The sequence below is a fragment of the Bradyrhizobium sp. 142 genome (assembly GCF_023074015.1).
Taxonomy (GTDB): Bacteria; Pseudomonadota; Alphaproteobacteria; order Rhizobiales; family Xanthobacteraceae; genus Bradyrhizobium.
Map to the genome: position 1 here is coordinate 17373 of NZ_JADPKQ010000094.1, position 25179 is coordinate 42551.

Sequence of the window (25179 nt, forward strand, 5' to 3'; positions counted from 1 at the left end):
CTCACGCCGCCGGCGTCGCGCCCTGTTGCATGCGGTGAAAGCGCAGCACCTGCTGCGCGGTCGAGCTGCGCAGGGCCTCGTACGTGTTGCGCAGGGTCAGCGTGTCCGTCTGCGAACCGCCGGATAATTTTTCGCGCATGGCGATAATGGCGCGCACGCTCGGCCACGACATGCCCGCGACCTTGGCGAGGAGCATCACGCCCTCGGTGCGGCTCTCGATCATGATGCTCTCGGCAGTCTCGACCGAGACGCCAGCGAGCGCGGCGAGCCCTGCGCTGGTCTCGTCGAACTTGCCCTGCTCGGCGAAGGTCGCGACCTGGAATTCATTGAGACGGCCGTCGTCGTGCAGCGACTTCACCAGCGCCCGCGCCATCTCGATCTGCCTCGTCACGGCGGCGGCGCGAACGCGCTGGGCGGCTTCCTGCACCACACTCGAGACTTCTTCGGCGAGCTCCGGATGGGCAGCTTCGAGCTTCTTGCGCACGCTGAGCGACGCTTTCGCGACCAGCTTCAGGTAATGATGGCGCGGCAGGTCGGGCCGCAGGCCGATGCAGCTGGCGAGGTCGTCGTCGCGTTCGGCGCGTATGACGAGCTCGGTGAGGCTTCCCTCGGAGAGCTGCGCGCCCGGATTCTTGACGGTCAATTGCACCACCTCTTCGTCGCCGCGCGTCACCAGCACGTCGCTCAATGCTTCGGAGAGCACCCGCCGAAGCGAGATCGCCTTGAGATGCGCCTGGCCCCTGCTGTGCGCAATCTCGATCAGGGTTACCTCATCCAGGCACTCCGACTTCGTCAGGACGGGGCCGGCGACCTCGATGACCTCGTCGAGCGCGAGCGTGCGGATGGTTTTGGGCGGCGCGGCCGCCATCGGCGCGAGGCGGTCGGCAAGCAGCGCCCTGGCCGACGTTTCGATCTGCCCGATCAGGCACTGGAACACGTCGTCGAACAGCCGGACATGGTCGTCGGAATAGTCCACCGCGTTGTTGACGAAGAGATCGGTGATCCGGCGCAGCGTCTCGACGCGGCGCACGACGGTGCCGTGCGAGAGTGCCGCCTGCAATTCGTCGAGCAGGTTTTCGGCTGGCTTGGCGGATTTGGATCTCATAGCCCTGTCCTGGAGCGTTCGATCCCGCGGCGGCTTCTGCGCGCCCTGGAGGAAATGGATTGGTCAGCTCGATGCAATGCAGTTGCGCCCTTGCGCCTTGGCCGAATAGAGCGCGCGGTCGGCGCGCGCGAGAAACGTGTCGGCAGTATCGTTGTCGTGCAGCGTTACGACGCCGGCTGAAATCGTCACGCGCATGCCGGGGGAGAATGCGCTCCAGTCGAGGTCCGCGACGATTCCGCGCAGCCGATCGAGCATGCGCGACGCGACGTCGCCCGCCATTCCCGGCAGCAACAGCAAAAATTCCTCGCCGCCGTAACGGCCGAAACGATCGGCGGGGCGGATGTTGGCAAAAATCGTGATTGCGAAAGTGCGCAGCACCTCGTCGCCGACGGGATGACCGTGCGCGTCGTTGATGCGCTTGAACCAGTCGAGATCGATCAGTGCGATCGCGCAAGGCGCGGCCGCCTGCCGCGATATTTCAATCTCGGCGTCGAGATGCCGCATGATGCAGCGGCGGTTGTAGGAGCCGGTGAGCTCGTCGAGTTCGGCGAGTTCCTCGATGCGCTGATATGCGGCCTTCAGCTCGATGCTGCGCCGGTACAGGATCTTCCGCAGCGTGGCGCCGAACAGCCCGAGAAAGGCGCACTGGCCGATCACCAGGACGAAGCAAAGCATCGAGGCGGTGCGCTCGAGGCGGGTTCCGACGGGAAGTCCGATCGGCAGGTCCGAGGCCAGGAAGACCAAACCGAGTCCGCAGGTTGCGAGACCCCAGGTGACCATCGCCTGGCTCGACCTCATGCGCAGCGTACCGAATGCGAAGATCAGGAACAGGACGGCGATGAAGGCGATCCCGACTGTCGGCGCCGACACCAGGAACACGAACTGAAGCGCTATGTGCGCTGAGATCTGGAACACGGTGAGATAGTGATCGCTGTGGCGGTCGCCGACACCGGCTTCCGACAGCACCGTGAACGTGCCGATGATGAGCAGGCCGCCGAGCCAGAACAGCGAGGGAACGGCCATCGCGACCGCGCCGTCATGGGCATAAAGCAGCAGAACCGACGCGCCAAGCGAGTAGCTTACGACCTGGCCGGCATACATCTGGCGACGCTGCCGCATCCGCCGCGCGCGCATCTCCGGCATCGTCGCGTCGGAGGTCAACGCGAGATCCGCAGCTTCTGCGGCATTCCGGTCCGGGAGGGATGTCGCGGCCGTGCTCATGGTCTCGCCATTGGTGGATGTCAGTCCAAAAATCTACGTGGCAAGCCTTTAGGTTTGGTATCCTCGCCCGGCGAATCTAGGCTTGCTGCACCGCCAAAACGGTCTTGATCCGATAGGGAAATTAGCGAGCGATTAGGGATCGCCGGCAATCGGGCCGCGGGGCCTTCAGGATGCGCTGTGTAAGGCTGTGCTATGGACCGAGGCTTGGTAAGGTCGCGGGGCCTTGCGCGGTCTTCGGCGGGAAAGTGTTTTAGTATTATGTTACCGACACGGATGAGGGCGGTCCGGCGCCCTGGACGGCTACAGGAAAATACGCCGATGTGGGGTAGATCACACAGGCGCCCGTATGAACGCGGTAGGTTGAAGATTCTTGCATCTTCCGTCGAACCGTCCGCCGTTCCGACCCGACCAATCTTGCGAGACGGCCTTTGAGCGTGACACAGGCGGCTTCGGACGAGATCCTGATCGCCCGGATCGCTCAAGGCGACCGGCTCGCCATGCAGGTGCTGTACGGGCGGCACCATGTCAGGGTGTATCGGTTCGGTCTGAGGCTCGTGCGGGACGAGCAGAAGGCGGAAGACCTCATCAGCGAGGTATTTCTCGACGTCTGGCGCCAAGCCGGCAAGTTCGAGGGCCGATCCGCCGTTTCCACCTGGCTGCTGGCAATCACCCGATTCAAGGCCCTGTCTGCGCTCCGGCGCAGGAAGGATTTTGAGTTGGACGACGCCGCCGCGAATGCGATCGAGGATACGTCAGACGATCCGGAAACGGTGGTGCAGAAGAAGGATACCAGTGCAGCGTTGCGGGAGTGTTTGACGGGCCTCTCGCCGGACCATCGGGAAATCGTCGATCTCGTCTACTACCACGAGAAGTCCGTGGAAGAAGTGGCCGAAATCGTCGGGATACCGGAGAACACTGTGAAGACGCGCTTGTTCTATGCGCGCAAGAAATTGGCCGAACTGCTGAAGGCAGCCGGCATTGAACGAGGCTGGCCATGATGGCATTGAGCAAGAAGATGCTGGAGCAAGAGCCCAGTGAAATCGAGATGCTGCTGCCGTGGCATGCCGCCGGCACGCTGAACGCCCGTGACGCCCGCCGCGTCGAGGAGGCGCTGGCGCGGGATTCGGCACTCGCCAGGCAATATGCTGCGATCCGCGGCGAGTACGAGGAAACCATCCATTTGAACGAGAGCCTCGGCGCGCCGTCGGCACGCGCGATGCAGAAGTTGTTCGCCGCGATCGACGCCGAGCCTGCGCGGGCAACGGGCGCGCTGCCGCTATCGGCGCGCATCTCGACCTTCTTCGCGAGCCTGTCGCCCCGCGCGCTGGCCTGGTCGGCAAGCCTCGGCGCGATCGCGCTGCTGCTCCAGGCCGGTGTCATTGGCGCCGTGCTGATGAAGAGCCAGACCGCAACCTTTCAGACGGCCTCGCTCTCCACCAACGCCCCGATCACGCGCGAGCTGGGAGCCGCCTCCGCACCGGCGCGCGCGCTGGTGCGTTTCACGCCCGAGGCGCGCGTGGCCGACATCACCTCGCTGCTCGGCAGCTATCAGGCCTCGATCATCGACGGCGCCAAGGGCGGTATGTTCCGCCTCCAGTTCGACAGGGCGATGAGCCAGGACGAGCTCGCCTCGCTGCTCGGCAAGATGCAGCGCGAAAAGTTCGTCAATCTCGCCGTGGCGGCGCCGTAAGACGTCCCTGAGATCATGCCGCGCAAGTCCAATCGCAAGTCCAATGGTGGGGTAAGAGCAGGCGCCTACGCTTCGTCGGTCGGAGCCGCGCTCCTGCTCGCCGCCTGTCTAGGCATCGAGGTCGCGCACGCACAGGCCATCATGCGGACGCCGACGATCAGTGTCCCCTCGCGTACGCCGACCATCTCTCCCAGCGTTGCCGCACGGGTCGGCCCGGGCGCTGCCGCAAGAGTGGTTGCCGTCGATCGCGCTCCCCGTGTGGTGACGACCGCGCGGATCTCGTCGGCGCGGATGGCGCCGACCGTCGTGCTGCCCTATGCGCGCTACTCGCCGAACCTCTATCCGGCCTGCACCGCGCCGTATCGTGACGCCGCCGGCGAGTGCTTGGCGCAACCGAACGCGGATGGCGACGGCTCCCGAAAGTCCGGCAAAAAGAGCGCCGGCAACGGCCGCCGCAACAAGACGCCGGTTACCGCGAACCTGCGAACCTTCGCCAACGAATTCGTCGCCGAGATCGATAGTGCTCTGTCGCTGACCGAAGCCGACGAGCTTGCCCGGAGGCACGGCTTGGAGCGCATCGATTCCGAGAATTTTCCGCTGGTCGGGGCCACGATCGGCCTGTTCCGCATCACCGACGGGCGCCCGTCCGAAACCGTGCGGCGCGAATTTGCCGGCGATGCCAGCGTACGCTCGCTCCAGCCGAACTTCCGCTACATGCTCCAGGACCAGAGATCGTCGGTGCCGACCGAGGGCGACCCGGCGCAATATGCGCTGGCAAGGCTGCGCCTGCCGCAGGCCCACACACTGGCGCACGGCGCCAACGTCACGGTCGCTGTGATCGATTCCGGGATCGACGCCAGGCATCCGGAGCTTGCCAATTCCATCGCCGACAACTTCGATGCGCTCGGCAGCACCGAGGGCCCGCACGTCCACGGCACCGGCATCGCCGGCGCCATCGTCGCGCATGCGCGGCTGATGGGCAGCGCGCCGGAGGCGCGCATCATCGCCATCCGCGCCTTCGGCGGCACCACGGGCGGTGCCGAGAGCTCTTCCTACGTCATCCTGCGCTCGCTGAATTATGCCGCCGAGCACGGCGCGCAGATCGTCAATATGAGCTTTGCCGGTCCGAAAGACGCGGTGATCGAACGCGCCATTGCGGCGACCGCCGCGCGCGGCTTGGTGCTGATTGCGGCGGCTGGCAATGCGGGGTCGAAGTCGCCGCCGCTCTACCCCGCCGCCAATCCCAACGTCATCGCGGTCAGCGCCACCGACCAGCAGGACAGGCTGTTCACCGCGTCCAACCGCGGCAATTACATCGCGCTTGCCGCACCCGGCGTCGACATCTTCCTGCCGGCGCCGGACGGCAAATATCAGATGACGTCGGGCACCTCGTTCTCGGCCGCCTATGTCTCCGGCGTCGCGGCACTGCTGCTGGAACGCAATTACGCGCTGAAGCCGGAAGCGTTGCGCTTGACGCTTGCAAAGACCGCGCGCGACCTCGGTTCACCGGGCCGAGACGATCTGTTCGGCGACGGTGAGGCCGACGCGTTTGCCGCAGTCATGGCTGTTCCGGCCGACAGCGCGACGCCCGTCGCCGCCGCATCCGGTACAACTAAACGTGAAGATATCGGGACGCGTCGCGACGAGCCTGGCGTCCGCGCAATAGAGCAACCCTCGCTGTCGAGCGCGGACGATAAATCCACGGTTTCTCAGGCGGATAGGCAGCCGACGCGATAACGGCTGCGACAAAGCTGCACGCGGCGCGATAGCCAGAAAATCGAGCGCCGCATTGAACGTTCCAGCCGGCTGCCACGACCAAATTATGTGGGAGCGGTCATCCCTCCCCATCAGTCATATCAGGCGCGAGCGCCCATCCACCCCAAGCGCTTATATGGCTCGACCCGTCCGGTTGTCCCCCCGGACGGGTCTCTTCTTTTCTGATCTCCAATTCATTGAGGCGGCGCGCGACATCAGCTTCTGGTTGAGAGATCGCGGCTGCATCACGGCTATCGCCCCGGCGGCGCGCCGCAGGCGCACTATGCTTGTGCGAGGCTTGACTCGAAAACCTCTTAAAACTCCGCACGACTACGGAATTTGACGACGAATATCGTGTCGTTGCTGGACAAGCCAAAACTTTTCCACAAAATATTCATGTCGCGTTTAAATTGATTCGTGTGCGTTGCGTCCCCGCGTCCGTATTTTTCTCCTGACGGGCTGGTCCATGACACATCGCCAAGAGTCTGTGCGCGCCGTGGCTTGCGGCCGCGACATTGCAGCGCGCTGGTGCGCGCTTGCTGAGCAGCGGCTGGAACATTTGACTGAAATGTTCGAGACCGGACGCTGGCGCCGCTATCACTCCGAGCTCGCGTTCCTCGAAAACATCCAGGAAGCCAAGCGCGCCGTTCAGACCTGGCGTGCCATCACAACCGGCGAGGACGTGGCTGTGGCGGCGGCGAGCGTAACGCCCGCATTCGGCTGGTCGCCTGCGACGATGCCTCGCATCGCGCCGCGCGAACAGGTGCAGACCGTACAGCCGAAGGCCGTGCACATCGCGCCCGAGACCGCCGTGCCCGTGGCGCTCGTTCCCACGCCGGACGTGCTTGCCGAAATCACCGAAGCCCCGATCGCGCCGCTTGCAGCGCTTCTGCAGCAGTTCTCGCCCCCGGCCGGCGAAATCGTCGCAGCCCCCGACCGCGTCGTTGAGTTCACCCTGAGCTTCGACGGCATCGAGGCGAAGTACCCGCTGCTGCGGAACACGTTTTAGCTTCTGAAGCTCTGGTGCCGGCCAAACACGCCGCCGTCGTCCTGGCCAAGGCCAGGTGAACTCTGGGGACCCATACTGCGGAATCTCTCAAGAGGACACCGCGATCGGTACCGCCCATAGAGCCCTATCCTGGGATAATGGGTCCTGGATCCGCGCTTCGTTGGTCCAAGACGATACCGACTGTATCCTACCGCCGCACCGCATTGCCGCCGACCACGACCTGCGCAAAGCGCTGTGCGCCGTCGGCTGACAGGTCCGCCGTCACCGCGCGCGCATGGTCGAGGCCGACCACGGCGCCGCGCGGGGTCTCGGAGATCATGTTGTTGTTGACGAGCGCGGTGCCGGCGCCCGGCACCACGGAGACGCCGACGCCGGCCAGCGCCTTTCGGATCACGTTGCCGGAGATCACGACGTCACGCAGATATTTGCCCCAGCCGGCGACGATGCCGTAGGATGGCGCGTTCTCGATCACATTGCCGGTCACGGAGGTGTCTGCCTCGATGTAGATGCCGACGCCGGCATCGTCGTCCGGCGCGGTCCCGATCGGCCGCTTCGGGATCAAATTGCGGATGATGTTGCCCTGGACCACGGCAATGCGGCCGCCTTCGTTGAAGTTGCAGACGGAGACGCCGACGGCGGCGCCATCCACGGTGTTGTTGGCGATCACGGCGGCCTCGAACGCGAACTCCGAATAGAGCGCGACCTCGCGCACGTCGCTGACGCTGTTGCCGGTGATGTGGATGTTCGAGGCCGAGTTGCCGCGCACGGCGGAGTAGTCGCAGTTCCTGATGCGATTGCCGCGCACGATCACGTTGCCGGCGCGGAAGGCGTTGATGGCATTGCCGTACTGGCCGGAGCCGCCAGGTCCGGCCTTGATGTCCTCGATGCGGTTGTCAGCGACCAGCGTGCCGTCATCGCCGATCGAATTGCGCAGGATCTCGACGCCGTTGTCATTGGTGCCGATGATGGTATTGCGCGAAACGCTGAGCCTCTTGGCATCGAACGAGACCACGGCCGTGACCGCGGTGCTGGTAAAGATGTTGCCGGAGATGTCGCCGGACACCTGCTCGAGCCAGATGCCGCTGCCGCCGGAGCCGGTGATTTCGCAATCGGTAATGCGGACGTCGCGGCCGCCGAGGCAATGGATCAGCCCGCGCCGTGTCGGCAGCGCAATGCCGCCGCCGTCGAAGGTGATGCCGGTGAGGCCAATCGAGTCTGAGCCGTCGCTCTGGATCATTGAAGGGCCGCCGGTGAAGACAATCTTCGTCGCGCCGCGCACGCCGATCAGCTGCGCGCCATTCGGGAGCCGCAGCAATCCGCTGCGATAGACCCCGGGCGGCAGCGCCAGCGGCATTTGTGCTCGCGCAGCCTCGTCGACGGCGTGCTGGAGCGCGCGGGTCTGATCCTCGTTGCTCCCGGGCCGCACGCCGTACTGGGTCGCATCGCGGCCGAGCAGGGACGTCAACGGCGCCGCACGCGCAGCGTCGGCCGGCAGGGCCAGCGCGCCGGCGAGGCCGGTGGCCGAGGCGCCGATGAGATGACGACGGTTGAGGGTCATGACGCGTCCTCCGGCGGACGCGGGAGATGTCCGCAGCGGTTAGGTAGCGCAGCGCGCTCGGGGCCGTGAGGATTGTTCGCAGTAGGGTTAAATGTTTACCTCCGACGAGGCGCGCCTCTTCCGCGCCAATCGCACCATCTCCATCAGCATTGCCTCGCCGGCATCCACCAGTTCCTCCAGCGTGATCCGCGGCGCGCCTTGGCGCCGCGACGCGCCACCACGCGCGAGCAGGGGAATGTGGATGAACGCCGCGAGCTGTGGCCCGCCGGCCTTCACGTTCTCGATCGCGCGCCAGCTCAGATAGTTGCAGAGATAGGCGCCGGCATCGCGCGAGGGGCGCGCATCGATGCCGGTGAGGCGCGCTGCGCGCAGCAGCCTTGCCGTGTGCGGGCCGAACGTCATCGCATCTGCATTGGCGGCGATGCCGCGCTTGCTCGAGCGGGTGTTGGCGGCATCGGGCCAGAGCATGGTGACGGCATTGCGCGCGCGGGTTTCGATGCGAAGGTACGAGGTCCGCGCCGCGAGGCCGAACATCAACAATGCGTCCGGCTTGTGCGCAGCGAGCACCTCTGGCAATTGCCGGTCGACTGCGGCATAGGTGACCGGGAAGATGTGGGTCGCGATCGCGACATCATCGAGTGCCGGTCGGCGCAGTCGCGCCAACCGCGCCACCAGCGGCTGCGTCGGATTATACGGAGCGCCCGGAAACGGTCCGAAGCCGGTGAGGAGAATGCGGAGCTTGTCGCTCATTGCAGCAACTCCAGAATCTGCTCGGCGGCGAGCGCCGGCGTGAGACGGCCGTCGGCCACCTCTGCCTCGATCCTCTTGACCTTGCTGCGGACCGACGCCTCACTGCGCAGACGCGCAAGCATGCGCTGCTCCAGCATCGACCACATCCACTTCACCTGCTGCTCGCGTCGACGCGCGGCGAAATCGCCGGATGCGTTCATCGCCTTGCGGTGGTCGAGGATTTTCTGCCAGAGCTTTGCGATGCCGTCGCCGGTCAGCGCCGAATAGGTCTCGACGGGTGGGTGCCAGTGCTCGGAGCGGGGGGTGAGGATATGCAGCGCGCTGCGATAGTCGGCCGCCGTGATGTTGGCGCGCTTGAGATTGTCGCCGTCGGCCTTGTTGATCGCGATCATGTCGGCGAGCTCGACCAGGCCCTTCTTGATGCCCTGGAGCTCGTCGCCGCCGCCCGGCAGCATCAAGGCGAGGAAGAAATCCGTCATGTCGCAGACCGCGGTCTCGGACTGGCCGATCCCGACCGTCTCGACCAGCACGACGTCGAAGCTGGCCGCCTCGCACAGCAGCATCGCCTCGCGGGTCTTGGCCGCGACGCCGCCGAGCGTACCCGAGGATGGTGAGGGGCGGATGAAGGCGTCGTCTGAGGCCGACAGTCGCGCCATCCGGGTCTTGTCGCCGAGGATCGAGCCGCCGCTGCGCGCCGAGGATGGATCGACCGCCAGCACCGCAACCTTGTGGCCCTGGTCGATCAGGTAAGTGCCGAGCGCGTCGATGGTGGTGGATTTGCCGACGCCGGGCGAGCCGGTGATGCCGACGCGGACCGCCTTGCCGGTATCCGGCAAGAGCGTCTGCACGAGCTCCCGCGCCAGCGCCTGGTGGTCGCCGCGCCGGCTCTCCACCAGCGTGATAGCTCGCGCCAGCGCCGCCCGCTGGCCTGCGCGGAGGTCACGGGCGAGGGATTTGATATCCAGCGGAGGAGCCTTCTTCTCAACCATGCCATGCTTTACAACGACCCGGCGAGGCAGGCGAGGGCCCCTAGCTCAAAGGCTGTTGCCGCGGGACAGGCGCTCGGAATGACGTGTCAAATCAGGCCATCTGATTCAACCCTTGGCAAAACCGGCTGCTTTCATGGCTTGCCCCATCTGGGCATCGGCCTGGTCCATGAAGGTTGTGAACTGGCTAGCATCGCGCCACACGGTGCCGAAGCCGCGCCTCGTCATGAAGTCCTTGAACTCGGCGGAGTCGTACACCTTCATCAAGGCCGCGGTCAGCTTTGTGGCGACCTCCGGGGCCAGGCCTCTGGGTGCGCCGATGCCGCGCCATGAGCTAGTGGAATAGTCGACGCCAAGCGCCTCTTTCAGCGTCGGGACGCCGGCGAAGATCGGATTGCGCTCAGGGGCCATGATCGCGAGGCTCCGCGCCTGACCGGCCTCGATGGTGGTCCGCGCCTCCGGCACTGAGCAGGTGGTGAGATCGAGGCTACCTGCGACGAGATCCTGCATGGCCGGTGCTGCGCCATTCGACGCCGACCACGAGACCTGGTTCGCCGGCAATCCCATCGCCTGCATCCAGCCGACGAGTGCGAGATGCCAGATGCCGCCTTGCCCCGTGCCCGACGCCTTGAACTTTCCCGGCGGCGCCATCTTGATAGCATCCATGAGCTCCTTCACCGTCTTGTAGGGCGAGGACGCAGCGACCTGGATGCCCGGCGGGTCTTCGTTCATCAGCGCAAGGGCTGTGAAGTTCCGCGGCGTCAGATGCGTCAAGGCCTGCCAATGCAGCATCGAGATTTCCACCGTCAGCATGCCGATCGTGTAGCCGTCCGGCGCCGCGGATGCGATCTCGGCATGACCAACGACGCCGGACCCGCCGGTGCGGTTGACGACGTTGAATGGCTGGCCGAGCTCCTTTTCCAGGAGCGTCGCGAGGATGCGCGCGGTTGCATCCGTTCCGCCACCCGCACCCCAGGGCACGATCAAGCTCACCGGCCGCGCCGGATAGGCTTGCGCGCGCGCAGGCGTGAGAAGAGCGGAAGCGGCCGTAGCTACAGAAGAGGCCGCGAAGGTGCGGCGCGTAATTCCTGACATCAATTTTCCCGGCGGCGCCCTCGGGAATCGGGCTCTTGCTAATGTGACATTCTATGCGGCTTTGCACTGATGTCGCAAGCAGCAGCCCGACGGCGCTGTGCGCAAAGGGGCTCCTTCGAGCTTACGGCAATCACTGAGCCTCGTCCGCATCGCCCTTCGGCCGCGCACCGCCAAAGATGCGCGCGCCTTCTGGGGTGAGATATGGCTTCAGCTGCTCCCACGGCACGAAGGCGACATATTCGCCCTCGGCGTAAGGGCCGACCGCGTAGGGCGGGTAGTGGAAGGTGAGACCGGAACTCTTGCCTGCTTCGGTCGACGGCGCGAGCGTTACCGCGCCGATCTTAAGCAGGCTCGGCTTCAGCTCCTTGAACCATTCGTCGGTTGCAGTCTCGCTGGTATCGCGCCTCTTCTTCTCGATCTTGAGCGAAGCAATCACGGCCTTCACCATCGCCTTCATCGTCGGACCATTATCGGTCGTCTCGATGAAGAACGGGCGGATCGAGATGCGCTTGTTCTCAGTCTTGTCCCACAGGATCGTGTTCACGTCCGAGTTGGGGTGAGCGCCGTGGGTGTCCATATACTCGTTGCGCAGGACGCTGGCATAGCGATCGGCGACCACCGAGCGGATCGCATATTTGCGTTCAAAGTCCCAGCCGCCGTCCTTGAAGAACTGTGGATCCTGCTTGCGCGAGGCGGCGGCTTCGGCCGCGTTCTTGTCGAGCCACTTTTTGCCTTCGGCGAGACAATCTGCCGCCAGCGGCGCGTCGGTCTTGATCCTGTCGTCGAGGAAAACGCGCGCTTCGATGCTCTTGGTCTTGATGATTGCGTCGGGCTTGGGATCGGCGGCGAGGGAAGGCGATGCTGTTCCGATCGCGGTGACCGCCAAGAGGATCGCGATGGTACGAAGAAGCAGTCCCGCGCGTGCCGTTGCACGATGGTCTCTCACGTCAGCCCTCACGGATGTCGAGCGGCGGCGGAATTACTCCGCCGCCTCGCTATGCCCGAGCCTTGCATTCAGCTTGCGGATCAGCTCCTCGGCCGCGTCCGCGATCACCGTGCCAGGTGGGAAGATCGCCTCGGCGCCGGCCGCATAGAGCGCGTCGTAATCCTGTGGCGGCACCACGCCGCCGACGATGATCATGATGTCGTCGCGGCCCTGCTTCTTCAGCGCCGCCTTCAATTCCGGCACCGCGGTGAGGTGGGCAGCAGCGAGCGAGGAGACGCCGAGGATGTGCACGTCGTTCTCGACCGCTTGGCGGGCGGCTTCGTCGGCGGTGGCGAACAGCGGCCCGATGTCGACGTCGAAGCCGATATCGGCAAACGCCGAGGCGATCACCTTCTGGCCGCGGTCGTGGCCGTCCTGGCCGATCTTGGCGACCAAGATGCGCGGCCGGCGTCCTTCCGCCTCCTCGAAGGCGTCGATCAGCGCCTGAACCTTCTCGACCCGGTTACCCATGCTGGACGCCTCTCGCTTGTAGACGCCGGTGATGGACTTGATCTCGGCACGGTGCCGGCCGAACACCTTTTCCATCGCGTCGGAGATTTCGCCGACAGTCGCCTTCGCCCGTGCCGCGTCGATGGCGAGCGCGAGCAGATTGCCGTTGCCTTCGCCGGCCGACCGCGTCAGTGCGGCGAGCGCGGCGTCGACGTCCTTCTGGTTGCGCTCGGATCTCAGCCGCGCCAGTTTGTCGATCTGGAGCCGGCGAACGTTGCTGTTGTCGACCTTGAGGATTTCGATCGGAGCTTCGTCCGTCGGCTTGTACTTGTTGACGCCGATCACCGCCTGCTTGCCGGCATCGATGCGCGCCTGCGTCTTCGCCGAGGCCTCCTCGATGCGCAGCTTCGGCACGCCGGCCTCGATCGCCTTGGCCATGCCGCCGAGCTCCTCGACCTCCTGGATATGGCTCCACGCCTTCGCGGCGAGATCGCGCGTCAGCCGCTCGACATAGTACGACCCACCCCAGGGATCGATGATCCGGGTGGTGCCGCTCTCCTGCTGCAGGAAGAGCTGTGTGTTGCGGGCGATGCGGGCGGAGAAGTCGGTCGGCAGCGCCAGGGCCTCGTCGAGTGCGTTGGTGTGCAGCGACTGGGTGTGACCTTGCGTCGCCACCATCGCCTCCACCGTCGTGCGCATCACATTGTTGAAGACGTCCTGCGCGGTCAGCGACCAGCCCGAGGTCTGGCAATGCGTGCGAAGCGACAGCGAGCGCGGATCCTTCGGATTGAAGGGCTTGAGCAGCTTGGCCCAGAGCAGCCGCGCCGCGCGCATCTTGGCGACTTCCATGAAGAAGTTCATGCCGATCGCCCAAAAGAACGACAGGCGTGGCGCGAAGCGGTCGACGTCGAGCCCGGCGGCGAGACCCGCCCGCAGATATTCGACGCCGTCGGCCAGCGTATAGGCGAGCTCGAGGTCCTGCGTCGCGCCGGCTTCCTGCATGTGATAGCCGGAGATCGAGATCGAATTGTATTTCGGCATCTTTTGCGAGGTGTACGCAAAGATGTCCGAGATGATCCGCATCGACGGCGCAGGCGGATAGATATAGGTATTGCGCACCATGAATTCTTTCAGAATGTCGTTCTGAATGGTGCCCGAGAGTTTTTCCGGCGGCACGCCCTGCTCACCCGCGGCCGCGACGAACAGTGCCAGGATCGGCAGCACCGCGCCGTTCATGGTCATGGACACGCTCATCTGGTCGAGCGGAATCCCTGCAAACAGCGTGCGCATGTCGTAGATGGAATCGATGGCAACGCCGGCCATGCCGACATCGCCGCCGACGCGCGGGTGATCGCTGTCATAGCCGCGATGCGTGGCGAGATCGAACGCGACCGAGAGGCCCTTCTGTCCGGCCGCGAGATTGCGGCGGTAGAAGGCGTTGGAATCCTCCGCCGTGGAGAAGCCGGCATATTGCCGGATGGTCCAGGGCTGATTGACATACATGGTCGGGTAGGGGCCGCGCAGGTAAGGCGTGATGCCCGGATAGGTCTCGAGGAAATCGAGCCCCGCGAGATCAGCCTCGTCATAAGACGGCTTCACCAGAATGCCTTCGGGCGTCAGCCATGGCTCGGCATTGCCGGTTGGTACGGCGGTGGCGGCGCGCTCGAAGGCGACATCGGCGAAGTTCGGAATGCGGCTCATGGTTTCAACCGTATCATAGCTGCGCGTGAGGCGCTCAATCGTGATCCGGATGCTGATGGCTGACGATGGTTGCCATCTTCTCCGGTCCGTAGTTCTGCTGCGTGGTCTGGCTCGGCAGGTTGGCGATACCTACGACCCAGCCGAGCCGGGATTCGGTTCCATATTGCCGTGTCGGTACCACGTGATCCGGGCGGTCGAAGGTGCCGGTCATGATCTCGATACGAGGGCCGTCGATGCGGCGGAAGCTGAGCGGCGTGCCGCAGGCCGCGCAGAAATCGCGCATTGCGATCGAGGAGGACTGGAACGCCGACGGCGTGCCCTTGGTCCATGCAAAGTCGGTTTTCTCGATGTCGGCATAGGAGGCGAACGGCGCGCCAGTCGCCTTCTGACACATCCGGCAATGACAGATGCTAATCTTCGCAGGTGCCGTCGAGACAGCAAAGCGCACCGCTCCGCATTGGCAGCCGCCGGTGAGAACTGGTTGGCCCGCTTCGGTCATGGCTGCTCCATCCGTCGATAGGCTTCCTGCAGCGTAGCAAGCGCATCGGCACCGGCAAAGACGAAGCCGGTGACGCCGGCGGCACGCAACGCCGCCTCGGCCGCGGCCGGGCGGCCTGCCAGATAGATATGTCGCGCGCCGGCGGTTTGCAGGGCCTGTGCGGCGGCTTCCGCCTGGCCGGCATAGACCTTGTCGCTGGAACAAAGGCAGGCGAGCGCGGCGCCGGAAGCCTTGAACGCAGCGGCTAGCTCGGCCGGATTGTCAAAGCCATCGGTATCGATGGCCTCGATGCCGCCGGTCTCGAAGAAGCTCTTGACAAACGTCGCGCGGGCGGTGAAGTCGGCGGGTGTGCCGAGATTGGCGAGGAACAGCTTTGGCCGCGCGCCGCCGGCCTTCAACATCGCATCCGACTTGTCGCGGAGCGCCTCGAACGGTTCCGCCAGTCGGATCGGTGGTAGCGCATCGAACCTGTATTTTCGCTCGCCGTAGGGTGCGAGCGCAATCGGCGTCGCCTTCAGCACCACCGTCTCCCGCTCATGCAAATTCGGAAATTCGCTGGCACCGGTCAACACGTCGCGGCGCTTTGCGATATTGGCCTCGCGCGCCTTGCGCGTGGCAGCGACCTTGCTCTGTAACACGCCTTGCTGGAGCGCGGCGAAGGCGCCGCCGGCCTTCTCGGTTTCCTGGAACAGAGCCCAAGCCGCTTCGCAGAGCTGCGTGGTCAGCGTCTCGATGCCACCTGCGCCCGCGGCGGGATCGCTGACCTTGGCGAGGTTGCTTTCCTCGAGCAGCAGAAGCTGGGTGTTGCGCGCCGCACGCCGCGCGAACGGATCGGGCAGCCCGAGCGCCAGCGTATGCGGCAGCACCGTGATCGCATTGGCGCCAGCAAGCCCCGCCGCAAACGTCGCCATGGTCGCGCGCAGCATGTTCACGTAGGGGTCACGCTGCGTCAGCATGCGCCAGGCGGTATCCGCGGCGATGAACAGCGGCTTGGGCGTCAAGCCGCAGGCGGTCTCAATGCGTGCCCACAGCAGCCGCAGCGCGCGGAACTTCGCCATGGTCAGGAACTGATCGGCGTCCGCAGCAAGCCGCGCATAGACCATGCCCTGCGCCTGCTCCAGCGGAACACCGGCGCCTTCGATCGCGCGCAAATAGGCGGTGCCGCAGGCGAGCACGAAGGCGAGTTCCTGCACCTCCGATCCGCCGGCATCGTGGATCACGCGCCCGTCGGCGGACGCAAACGGCCCCTTGAAGCCGAGCGCAGCAAGGCCCTTGATAGCGCTGGTGACGGCAGGAGCGATCTCCTCCCAAGTATACGGGCTGTGGCCCCACACCGCGCCCGCCGCGAGCGGATCCAGTCCGAAGCGAATGTTGCAGGCGGCAGGATCAAGACCTCGGCTCTTCACATATTCCGCGACATGGATCGCCGCCATTCGCGACTGCGGGCCGATCTGCAGTTCAAGGTCGATACCGGCGTCGAGATGAATGTCCTTCAAGACTTTTGCGATCGCATCGGCCGTCGGTTCCAGACCGAAACCGTAGCTGCCATTGCCGCCGGCGAACACCAGCGCGAGACCCGTTGCGCCGTTCTCGAGATCGGTCAGCGCCTGCGCGTTTGCGGCGGCCGCGTCGGGATGGTCGATCCGCTGCATGATTTGCCATGGCGCCGCCGCGGGCCGTCCGACCACCGGTGCAACGCCTGTGGCGCGCGGATAGAGCGGATCGATCCTCACCCCGTCATAGGTTTTGCCGACCAGCTTTTCGAACGGCGCGCCCTTCAGCACGCCATCCACCAGCTTGCGCCAGTCCTCGACCGTCGCCTTGGGAAAATCGGCCGCCAGCGGCAGATCGTCAGTCACGGAGGTCATGCGGCGGAGCGCTCCCAAAAATCTTGTTGTTCGCAGGCGAAATTGCCACGGCCGGCCGTCCCTGCAAACGGTTGTTTTTGGTTAGCCGGTATCCGGAAGCCGCTTGATGCCTTGCGTCGAGACGCTGGCCAGCCCGTCACGAACACGGATGCCGCCGATCACGCGGTCGGGCGCGATCTCGGCCAGCGGCACCAGCACGAAGGCGCGCTCGAACAGGCGCGGATGCGGCAAGGTCAGGTCCGGCTTGTGCAGGCTGACGTCGTCATAGGCGATCATATCGAGATCGAGCGTGCGCGGTCCCCAGCGCCGCTCTTTGTCCCGCGTGCGGCCGAATTTCTGCTCGACCTTCTGCATCACGAACAGCAGCGCGTGCGGATCGAGGCTGGTCTCGATCTCGATGCAGGCATTGATGAAGGCAGCCTGGTCCTCGTCGCCCCAGGGCGGCGTCGCATAGTCGGAGGAGCGCGCGATCAGCGCCGCCTGCGCCATTCCGCAGATTTGCGCGATCGCCTTCCCGAACGTCGCGCGGACATCGCCGACATTGCCGCCGAGCGCGATCAGGACGCTCGCCATGTCAGGGGTGCCGCGCGCGCGTCAGCATGATGCCGACGTCGTCGAAGATCGCTGCGATCGGCGCATGCGGCTTGTGCACGGTGATCTTCACGGCGCGGATGCGCGGGAAATGCGACAGGATGGCGTCGGCGACCGCGCCGGCCGCGCGCTCCAAGAGCTTGTAGTTGGTGTTCTTGAATGCCGCCGTCGTGGTCGCCACGACTTCCGCGTAGGACACCGTATCGGCGAGCCGGTCGGTGCGCGAAGGCTCCGACAGGTCGGTATAGAGTTCGAGATCGATGACAAAACGCTGGCCGACTTCGGTTTCGTGATCCATTACGCCGTGGCGAGCATGGATCGACAGGCCGGTCACGAAGATCGTATCGGTCATTGCTTGCTCTCGATTGCGTGCGCCACCCGCAGGGCCTGCAGGGTCTCGGCGACGTCATGGGTGCGGATGATTTTTGCGCCGCGCTGTGCGGCGATCAGATGCGCCGCGATCGAGCCGGCGAGCCTGTCTTTCGGCTCCGACGGCGACACCGAGGCGATGAAGCGCTTGCGCGAGGCGCCGACCAGGATCGGCAGGCCGAACTTGTCGAATTCGCCGAGCCGCGCCAGCGCGGTCATGCTCTGCTCGGCGGTCTTGCCGAAACCGATGCCGGGATCGAGCACGATCTTGTCGCATGCGACGCCGGCCTTTGCGGCGATCTCGAGCGAGCGCTGAAAGAACGCCTTCATGTCCGCGATGATATCGATGGCGGGATCGACGCTGTCGCGGTTGTGCATGACGATGACGGGCGCGCCTTTCGCGGCCACCAGCGGCGCCATGCCGGCGTCGCGTTGGAGGCCCCAGACGTCGTTGGCGATCGCAGCGCCCTGGTCGAGCGCGAAGGCAACGACCTCCGCCTTCATGCTGTCGATTGAAACCGGCACCCCGAGCGCCACCAATTCGGCCAGCACCGGCTTCAGCCGGGCAAGCTCGTCGGCTGCCGTGACCGGTTGCGCCCCCTTGTAGGGCCGGGTCGACTCGGCGCCGATATCGATGATGTCGACGCCGGCCTCGATCATCGCCCGCGCCCGCGCCAGAGCCTGCTCGGGCGCGATGAATTCGCCGCCGTCGGAGAAGGAATCCGGGGTCACATTGAGCACGCCCATCACCGCCGGAATCGGCCGTTCCAGCAGCGTCCGCAGCACGTCGGTCCCGGCCGAGCCGGCCGCCGGGACGGATGGGGAAGGCGAGGCATTCATGCCGCTGGCTTTGCGCGGTCGGGAAGGGGGAGTCAAGACGGGATTGGCCGCTCCCACTGTGCCCAAGCCACCGTCATTGCGAGCGTAGCGAAGCAATCCAGAATCTTTCCGCGGGCGGCAGTCTGGATGGCTTCGCTGCGCTCGCAATGACGAGTGTGGAAGCAGTGGCACGCTAGCTCCCGAGCGTCGTCCCGGCGAAGGCCGGGACCCATACCGCGGAATCTATCGATTGCGGAAGGTCGGAGTACCGAACGACGGGTCTTCGCCGAACTGCTCCCTGTGATTATGGGTCCCGGCCTTCGCCGGGACGACACTGAGGAGGAATTGCCGGGATTCTTACGCAGCGAACGCCGGACCTAATACGTGATCTTCGGCGGCAGCTTCTTGGCCTTGGCGATGATGTCGCCGACCGACTTCTCGGAAGGAAGGATGCGGACGAGCTTCTTCTTCTCGTTGGCTTCCCGCATGCTCGCGGCGAGCCTTGACGGGTTTCGATAGGAGAGCTCGCGCACGGTGGTAACGCCGGCGGCGCGGACCAGGCCGACCTTGGCCTTGCCCATGCCGGGGATGCGCATGTAGTCGGAGACGTTGGCCCATTCCAGCAGCAGCTGCTCGCTGATGCCGGTCTTGGCGGAGAGCGTCTTGCGACCCTTCACGGTGCTGGCCGCCTCGAGCAGCGCATCGGTGGTGCGAATACCCTGAGCCTTCAGTTTGCCGGCGGCAAAGGCGGACAGGCCGTCAATCTCGGAGATCGGATATGTCATGATACTCGGTATGAAATGCGCGCTTCAGGCGAACTGGCCGAGGCCCGGCGTTCCCGCGATGATCTTGCCCATCCGATCCGCTCCGATTTTGTCTCGGCCGAAACGAAAAAGTTCACGGGCGACGTTCTGAATCTCGGACATGCCGAGCCCCAGGCCCATCAGGCGCGTGCCGACGGCCATCAGGCCGCCGCCCATCAGCCGTGACAGTCCGCCGCCGCTCTTGGACGCTTCGATCGCCGCTTCTGCACCTGGAATCTGGTCGATCAGGGCCTGCACGCTATCGGACGGACCCTCGCTGCGGAGGAAGCCCAGAATAATGCCGACCGTCTTTTCAGCGACAGCACTATCTATGCTGGCGTTCGTCGCCAGCCGCCCGATCAGCTCGTCCATAAGGCCCGCCCCTCAGCCGGTCTGCATCCGGAGTATTACTTTCGAAAAATGATCTTGAGCCGGAGCGATGTGAAATACAAGCGAGGAACGCACGCGATGCCGCGATTCATCTTCGAACGCGCGGCAAGTGTTGCAGCGTTGCAAGAGCGGAGACGAAATCGGCAACAAATTGCCGCGGTGCGAACCCGTCGTTCCTACTTTCGGCGGATGTCATCCACTCGTTCTCCGACAATGTCGCATCTCCAGGACGCGTTGAACGGTTTCAATCGACAGGCGACATGCGCTAAACTACGGAACTGGAGCACGCGAGTTTCGATACGCGAAACATCGCAGAGAGATCAGAGAAAATAGATGACGGCACAGGACAGCAAGCTCGGCGATACCGACGAGAAGATCTTCGTCGGCAAGGGAGACGAGCAGGCCTGGCTGACGCTGGCGCTCGCCAATCGCCACGGCCTCGTCACCGGTGCAACCGGAACCGGCAAGACGGTATCGCTACAGGTGATGGCGGAAGGATTTGCGCGCGCCGGTGTTCCGGTGTTCGCCGCCGATATCAAAGGAGATCTCTCCGGCATCTCCGAGGTCGGCGTGCCCGCGGACTTCATCGTCAAGCGCGCCACCGGGATGGGGCTGACGTTCCAGCCCGACCAGTTCTCGACTGTGTTCTGGGACGTGTTCGGCGAGCAGGGCCACCCGGTGCGGGCGACCGTCACCGAGATGGGGCCGCTGCTGCTGGCGCGCATGCTCGATCTGAACGACGTACAGGAGGGCGTGCTTAACGTTGCCTTCCGCGTCGCCGACGACAATGGTCTCGCGTTGATCGACATGAAGGATCTGCGGGCGCTGCTGGATGCCATCGTGCCCGACAGCGGCAAGAAAGGACCGGACGCGGCGGACGATCCGCTTGCCGCCATTCGGAAAGCGGCGCAGGGTTTTGGCAACGTCACCAAGGCCACCGTCGGCACCATCCAGCGCCAGCTCCTGGTGCTGGAGAACCAGGGCGGCACTAAATTCTTCGGCGAGCCGGCGCTGACGCTGAAGGATTTCATGAAGACCGACCGTGACGGCCGCGGCATGGTCAACATCCTCGTCGCCGACAAGCTGATGCAGAGCCCGCGGCTTTACGCGACATTCCTGTTGTGGATGCTGTCGGAGCTGTTCGAGGAGCTGCCCGAGGTCGGCGACCCGCCCAAGCCGAAGCTGGTGTTCTTCTTCGACGAGGCGCATCTGTTGTTCAACGACGCGCCGAAGGCGCTGATGGACAAGATCGAGCAGGTGGTGCGCCTGATCCGCTCCAAGGGCGTCGGCGTTTATTTCGTGACGCAAAACCCGATCGACGTGCCCGACCGCGTGCTCGGGCAGTTGGGCAACCGGGTACAGCACGCGCTGCGCGCTTTCACCCCGCGCGACCAGAAGGCGGTCGCCGCCGCAGCCCAGACCTTCCGGCCCAATCCGAAGCTCGACACCACCAAGGTGATCATGGAGCTCGGGAAGGGCGAGGCGCTGGTGTCCTTCCTCGAAGGCAACGGCACACCGGCGATGGTCGAGCGGGTGATGATCCGGCCGCCATCGGCCCGGATCGGGCCGATCACACCGGAAGAACGCAAGGCGATCATGGATGCAAGCCCTGTGAAGGGCAAATACGACACCGCCGTCGATGCCGAGTCCGCCTACGAGATCCTGCAGAAGCGCATCGCCGGCACCGCGGTCACCGCAGACGGTCCGGCAGGCGCAAGCGGCGGCGGCATCCTCGGCCAGATCGGCTCGATCGTCGGCACCATCTTCGGCACCAACGTCAAGCGCGGCCGCTTATCGGCCGGCCAGGTCATTGCGCGCGACGTGACGCGATCGGTTACCAATCAGGTGATCGGCGGGATGGCAGCCAACCTTGGCAAATCCGTCGGCGGTCAGCTCGGCGGCTCGATCGGCCGTACGCTGGTCCGCGGTGCGCTCGGCGGATTGCTGCGGAGGTAGGCAGCAAGCCCTGTTTGAGGCAATTGGTCCCCAATCCTCGGGCGGCCGGGAGAGAGCTTGCGTGATCGATCGGTACAAATTCGGGTGAAGGGGCTCTCCAAGCGTCCATCGGTCTGCTAGGTCCTAGGTCCCCCGATTGGACCACACAGTGACCCCAACCACCCCCTTTGCCAAATCCGGCGCGCTCAGAACCCTGTCCCTGCGCGCGCCGCTCGATCTTCTCTTCCTGTTCTGCTGCATCCTTCTGACCGCGGACGTGCTCGTTCCCGAGATCTTCGGCCACGGCAAGACCAAGGATTATGGACTGTGGTACTGGGCCGGGCAGCAGGTCTTGCAGGGCAAGCCGCTCTATCCCGGCGACATCCGTGAGTACTTCGAGTTCATCTATCCGCCTCTGCCGGCGATCCTGCTGGCGATCCCGAGCTGGTTCGGCAAGCTCCCGCTCTACATCGTCCTGTCGATCCTGAATGCGGTGGCATGGTGGTACACCGGGATGTTCTCCAATGCCATGACCGGATCGGGCCACACGTCCGGCCGATGGCTGGAAGCGCTGCCGGCTCTGGTCACCGTGACCTTCGTGTTCGACATGTTCGACCTCGGTCAGCCGAACCTCGTGTTGCTGGCAATGATGCTCTACGGCTTCTGGAGCTTGCAGCGTCAACGTCCCTGGCTTGCGGGCTTCATGTTCGCGCTCGCCACCGCCATCAAGGTGTTTCCGGTCGCGGTTCTGCCCTTTCTGGTCTGGCGTCGAAATTGGGCTGCGGTCGTCGGCACGATCGCCTTCACCGGCATTCTGCTCTATGTCGTGCCGGCGCCGATCCGCGGTTTCGAGCGCAACGCGGCCGAACTTGCGACCTGGTATAAGGGCATGATCGGAACGAGCTCGGAAAAGGGCTTTGGCCAGCGTGACGAGCAGAACTGGTCGTGGGTCAACCAGTCCCTCATTGCGGTCACGCACCGTCTGGTGCGGCCGATCAACTACAATCAGGAAGATCCCAACAAGCCGCCGCGCACGATGAATGTCATCGACGTCGATTATGGGACGGCGAACTGGATCGTGCTCGCGGTGTCGGCGTTGCTCGGGCTCGGCTTTGTTGCGGTCATGCCACGGCAAGCGCGGCGTACGGCGCGCTCGGATGCTGAGGAGCTCGGCATCCTGTTCTGCCTGATGGCGGTCGCCACGCCCTTGGCGCGGCAATATTACTTCATGTGGCTGTACCTGCCGATCACGGTGCTGATGCATCGCGCCGCATTTGACGAGCGGGCGGATGTGCGCCTGGGGACTTGGCTCGCCCTCGGCGCCGCCGGCATTCTCATGCTGCTGTCGCTGCCTTGGTTTCCCAATGTGCTCCAGGCTTGGGGCAACAACCTCGTCGCGACGGCCATTCTCGCCGTCGCACTCGGCTGGCATATCCGGCATCCGCCGGTTGCGGCTAGCTCCGACGCGGCGGCAAGGCTAAAACTCCAACCAACTTGAGACCTCGATTTCTTGTGCCTCAAACGACGGGAATACGACCATGGCCAACGCCCAGCTCCAATCCGTGCTCGACCACATCGACAAGGACTTTGACAACAGCCTCGAGCGTCTGTTCTCGCTGTTGCGGATCAAGTCGATCTCCGCGGATCCCGCGTTCGTCGCTGATTGCAGGGCGGCCGCCGAGCATCTGGCCAAGGACATCGCAAGCTTCGGCGTCGCGACCGAGGTGAGGCCGACGGCCGGCCATCCCGCCGTCGTCGGCAAGACCGCCGCGGGCGGGCGGCCGCATGTGCTGTTCTACGGCCATTATGACGTGCAGCCCGTCGATCCGCTCGAGCTCTGGCACCGTCCGCCATTCGAACCTGTTGTCACCGACCACGCCGACGGCCGCAAGATCATCGTCGCGCGCGGCGCCGAGGACGACAAGGGGCAGGTGATGACCTTCGTCGAGGCCTGCCGCGCCTGGAAGAAAGTGACGGGCTCGCTGCCGATCGACATCACCTTCCTGATCGAAGGCGAGGAGGAAGTTGGCTCGAAGAATTTCGTGCCGTTCATCGAAGCCAACAAGGACGAGTTCAAGGCCGACTACGTGCTGGTCTGTGACACCGGCATGTGGGACCGCGACACGCCGGCGATCACGACCTCGCTGCGCGGCCTGCTCTACGAAGAGGTGAAGATCACTGCCGCCAATCGCGACCTTCATTCCGGCGTGTTCGGCGGCACGGCGATGAATCCGATCCGGGTACTGACCAAAATTCTCGGCGGGCTGTTCGACGACGACAACCGCATCACCATTCCCGGCTTCTATGACGGCGTGAAGGATGCGCCGCCGGACATCCTGACGCAGTGGAAGAAGCTCGACTTCACGCCGGAGACGTTCCTCAAGCCGGTAGGGCTGTCGATCCCGGCCGGCGAGAAGGGCCGCCTGCTGGTCGAGCAGGCCTCCACGCGTCCGACCTGCGACGTCAACGGCATCTGGGGCGGCTATATCGGCGAAGGTTCGAAGACGGTGATCCCGTCGCATGCATCGGCAAAGGTGTCGTTCCGCCTGGTCGAAGGGCAGGATCCCCAGAAGATCCGCAAGGCTTTCCGCGATTACGTGTCGGCGCGCATTCCCGGAGACTGCAAGGTTGAGTTCGGCGACCATTCCGCCGGGCCTGCGATCGCCCTCCACTGGAACATGAAGCCGCTCGCCGCCGCCAAGACCGCGCTGACCGAGGAATGGGGCAAGGAGACCGTGCTGATGGGGTCGGGCGCCTCGATCCCGATCGTCGCCGACTTCAAGCGCACCCTCGGGCTGGACTCGCTGCTGGTCGGCTTTGGGCTGGACGACGACAACATCCACTCGCCGAACGAGAAATACGACCTCCGCAGCTTCCAGAAGGGCATCCGCTCCTGGGCCCGCATCCTCGCCGCGCTGGCGGAGGTGAAGTAGGCGCGGTGCCGAAGGGTGGGCCAAGCGAAGCGTGCCCACCATTTGCCGAGCGAGCTGCAAGATGGTGGGCACGGCGCGCTAAGAGCGCGCCTGTGCCCACCCTGTGAGAACTCTATCCTCGTCATTGCGAGCGAAGCGAAGCAATCCAGAATTTTGCCGCGGAGGCATCCTGGATTGCTTGTGCGCCAGGCAAGCTGGCGCGGTCCAACCGGTGGAAGTCCGGTCCGGGTAAGCCGTAGCGGGCGCCCGGTAGTGAGTGTTGCGGTGTCGTCGGCGACGGCGGCAGCGAAGCGTACACAACGATGCTGTGGGGTGGCTATTGAGCCGCGAAAGACAGAAACTCGCAGAGGCCGAGGCGGTAAGCAACGTCGAAGGCAACATGTGCGGTCCCGTTATGCGAGGGGCTGACGCTCTGCCGTGGTCGAAGACCCCATCACGCAGTAAGGGACCGCGCCGGAACCTGGGAGGTCCCGCGTTCGACCGCAGGCGGCATGCGCCTTCGGTCCGCATCGGGAAGGCGAGGAGCCGAAGCCGATGACGAACGAACGCGGGAAGTCGGACGTGGCCACAGTAGCGGCGAAGCCGGCGAACGAGGCAGAGCGATCTGCGAAAGGAGCTGGTGGAGCGAAGGGCCGCGACCAAGGGGAATGCGGACCAGCAAAGCACG

Annotated in this window: 22 protein-coding genes; 7 read left to right on the plus strand and 15 right to left on the minus strand. The window is 64.8% G+C overall.

Annotated elements, in window-relative coordinates:
- Window position 1: 1 nt before the first annotated feature.
- Both IVA82_RS09655 and IVA82_RS09660 read right to left on the minus strand, forming a co-directional pair.
- Complete coding sequence (locus IVA82_RS09655) at window positions 2-1105, minus strand: DUF2336 domain-containing protein (protein WP_247493281.1); 1104 nt, start codon at window positions 1103-1105, stop codon at window positions 2-4.
- 63 nt (window positions 1106-1168) lie between these two features.
- Window positions 1169-2326 (minus strand): GGDEF domain-containing protein, encoded by a 1158-nt coding sequence (locus IVA82_RS09660; RefSeq protein ID WP_247383251.1) that lies wholly within the window; start codon window positions 2324-2326, stop codon window positions 1169-1171.
- A 428-nt stretch (window positions 2327-2754) separates the two neighbouring features.
- Between IVA82_RS09660 and IVA82_RS09665 the strand changes: the two genes are divergently transcribed.
- The 4 genes from IVA82_RS09665 to IVA82_RS09680 all read left to right on the plus strand — a co-directional run bounded on the left by IVA82_RS09665 (window position 2755) and on the right by IVA82_RS09680 (window position 6780).
- Window positions 2755-3324: a sigma-70 family RNA polymerase sigma factor gene (locus IVA82_RS09665; RefSeq protein ID WP_247383252.1), complete on the plus strand. Its 570-nt coding sequence runs from the start codon at window positions 2755-2757 to the stop codon at window positions 3322-3324.
- A complete protein-coding gene (locus IVA82_RS09670) occupies window positions 3321-4016 on the plus strand; it encodes a hypothetical protein (protein ID WP_247383253.1) in 696 nt (231 codons plus the stop codon). The genes IVA82_RS09665 and IVA82_RS09670 overlap by 4 nt, the downstream gene beginning before the upstream one ends.
- A gap of 15 nt (window positions 4017-4031) precedes the next feature.
- Complete coding sequence (locus tag IVA82_RS09675; RefSeq protein WP_247383254.1) at window positions 4032-5753, plus strand: S8 family serine peptidase; 1722 nt, start codon at window positions 4032-4034, stop codon at window positions 5751-5753.
- Between the two features lie 484 nt (window positions 5754-6237).
- On the plus strand, window positions 6238-6780 hold the full coding sequence (locus IVA82_RS09680) for a TIGR03809 family protein (protein WP_247383255.1): 543 nt from the start codon (window positions 6238-6240) through the stop codon (window positions 6778-6780).
- Between the two features lie 187 nt (window positions 6781-6967).
- On the opposite strand, the gene IVA82_RS09685 is transcribed toward IVA82_RS09680, so the two are convergent.
- From IVA82_RS09685 to IVA82_RS09745, 13 genes are all read right to left on the minus strand, one after another.
- A complete protein-coding gene (locus IVA82_RS09685; RefSeq protein WP_247383256.1) occupies window positions 6968-8338 on the minus strand; it encodes a TIGR03808 family TAT-translocated repetitive protein in 1371 nt (456 codons plus the stop codon).
- 87 nt (window positions 8339-8425) lie between these two features.
- Entirely contained in the window at window positions 8426-9088 is a 663-nt protein-coding gene (locus IVA82_RS09690; RefSeq protein WP_247383257.1) for a pyroglutamyl-peptidase I, read from the minus strand.
- A complete protein-coding gene (meaB, locus tag IVA82_RS09695; RefSeq protein ID WP_247383258.1) occupies window positions 9085-10077 on the minus strand; it encodes a methylmalonyl Co-A mutase-associated GTPase MeaB in 993 nt (330 codons plus the stop codon). Before meaB ends, IVA82_RS09690 begins: the two co-directional genes overlap by 4 nt.
- Before the next feature lie 105 nt (window positions 10078-10182).
- Window positions 10183-11169, minus strand: a complete 987-nt coding sequence (locus IVA82_RS09700) for a tripartite tricarboxylate transporter substrate binding protein (protein ID WP_247383260.1) — start codon at window positions 11167-11169, stop codon at window positions 10183-10185.
- 130 nt (window positions 11170-11299) lie between these two features.
- The gene (locus tag IVA82_RS09705; RefSeq protein WP_247383275.1) at window positions 11300-12067 is read right to left on the minus strand and encodes an RsiV family protein; all 768 of its coding nucleotides are present in this window, start codon (window positions 12065-12067) and stop codon (window positions 11300-11302) included.
- A gap of 81 nt (window positions 12068-12148) precedes the next feature.
- Window positions 12149-14305, minus strand: coding sequence for a methylmalonyl-CoA mutase (scpA, locus tag IVA82_RS09710; RefSeq protein WP_247383261.1), 2157 nt, complete (start codon window positions 14303-14305; stop codon window positions 12149-12151).
- A 34-nt stretch (window positions 14306-14339) separates the two neighbouring features.
- Window positions 14340-14804 carry a GFA family protein gene (locus tag IVA82_RS09715; RefSeq protein WP_148739622.1) on the minus strand — a complete coding sequence of 155 codons (465 nt, stop codon included), beginning with the start codon at window positions 14802-14804 and terminating at the stop codon, window positions 14340-14342.
- A complete protein-coding gene (locus IVA82_RS09720) occupies window positions 14801-16672 on the minus strand; it encodes a methylmalonyl-CoA mutase subunit beta (RefSeq protein ID WP_247383263.1) in 1872 nt (623 codons plus the stop codon). Before IVA82_RS09720 ends, IVA82_RS09715 begins: the two co-directional genes overlap by 4 nt.
- Window positions 16673-16753: 81 nt before the next feature.
- Window positions 16754-17245 (minus strand): 2-amino-4-hydroxy-6-hydroxymethyldihydropteridine diphosphokinase, encoded by a 492-nt coding sequence (folK, locus tag IVA82_RS09725; protein WP_247383264.1) that lies wholly within the window; start codon window positions 17243-17245, stop codon window positions 16754-16756.
- A gap of 1 nt (window position 17246) precedes the next feature.
- On the minus strand, window positions 17247-17615 hold the full coding sequence (gene folB / locus IVA82_RS09730) for a dihydroneopterin aldolase (RefSeq protein WP_247383265.1): 369 nt from the start codon (window positions 17613-17615) through the stop codon (window positions 17247-17249).
- Window positions 17612-18472 (minus strand): dihydropteroate synthase, encoded by an 861-nt coding sequence (gene folP / locus IVA82_RS09735; protein ID WP_247383267.1) that lies wholly within the window; start codon window positions 18470-18472, stop codon window positions 17612-17614. Before folP ends, folB begins: the two co-directional genes overlap by 4 nt.
- Window positions 18473-18828: 356 nt before the next feature.
- Complete coding sequence (locus IVA82_RS09740; RefSeq protein WP_247383269.1) at window positions 18829-19236, minus strand: DUF4332 domain-containing protein; 408 nt, start codon at window positions 19234-19236, stop codon at window positions 18829-18831.
- Between the two features lie 24 nt (window positions 19237-19260).
- Window positions 19261-19626, minus strand: a complete 366-nt coding sequence (locus IVA82_RS09745; RefSeq protein WP_247383270.1) for a DUF2267 domain-containing protein — start codon at window positions 19624-19626, stop codon at window positions 19261-19263.
- Between the two features lie 351 nt (window positions 19627-19977).
- Between IVA82_RS09745 and IVA82_RS09750 the strand changes: the two genes are divergently transcribed.
- The 3 genes from IVA82_RS09750 (at window position 19978) to IVA82_RS09760 (ending at window position 24512) form a co-directional block, all read left to right on the plus strand.
- Window positions 19978-21600: a helicase HerA-like domain-containing protein gene (locus tag IVA82_RS09750; RefSeq protein WP_247383271.1), complete on the plus strand. Its 1623-nt coding sequence runs from the start codon at window positions 19978-19980 to the stop codon at window positions 21598-21600.
- 148 nt (window positions 21601-21748) lie between these two features.
- The gene (locus tag IVA82_RS09755) at window positions 21749-23077 is read left to right on the plus strand and encodes a glycosyltransferase family 87 protein (protein ID WP_247383272.1); all 1329 of its coding nucleotides are present in this window, start codon (window positions 21749-21751) and stop codon (window positions 23075-23077) included.
- Window positions 23078-23117: 40 nt separating this feature from the next.
- Window positions 23118-24512 carry a M20/M25/M40 family metallo-hydrolase gene (locus tag IVA82_RS09760; RefSeq protein ID WP_247383273.1) on the plus strand — a complete coding sequence of 465 codons (1395 nt, stop codon included), beginning with the start codon at window positions 23118-23120 and terminating at the stop codon, window positions 24510-24512.
- The last annotated feature ends 667 nt before the right edge of the window (window positions 24513-25179 follow it).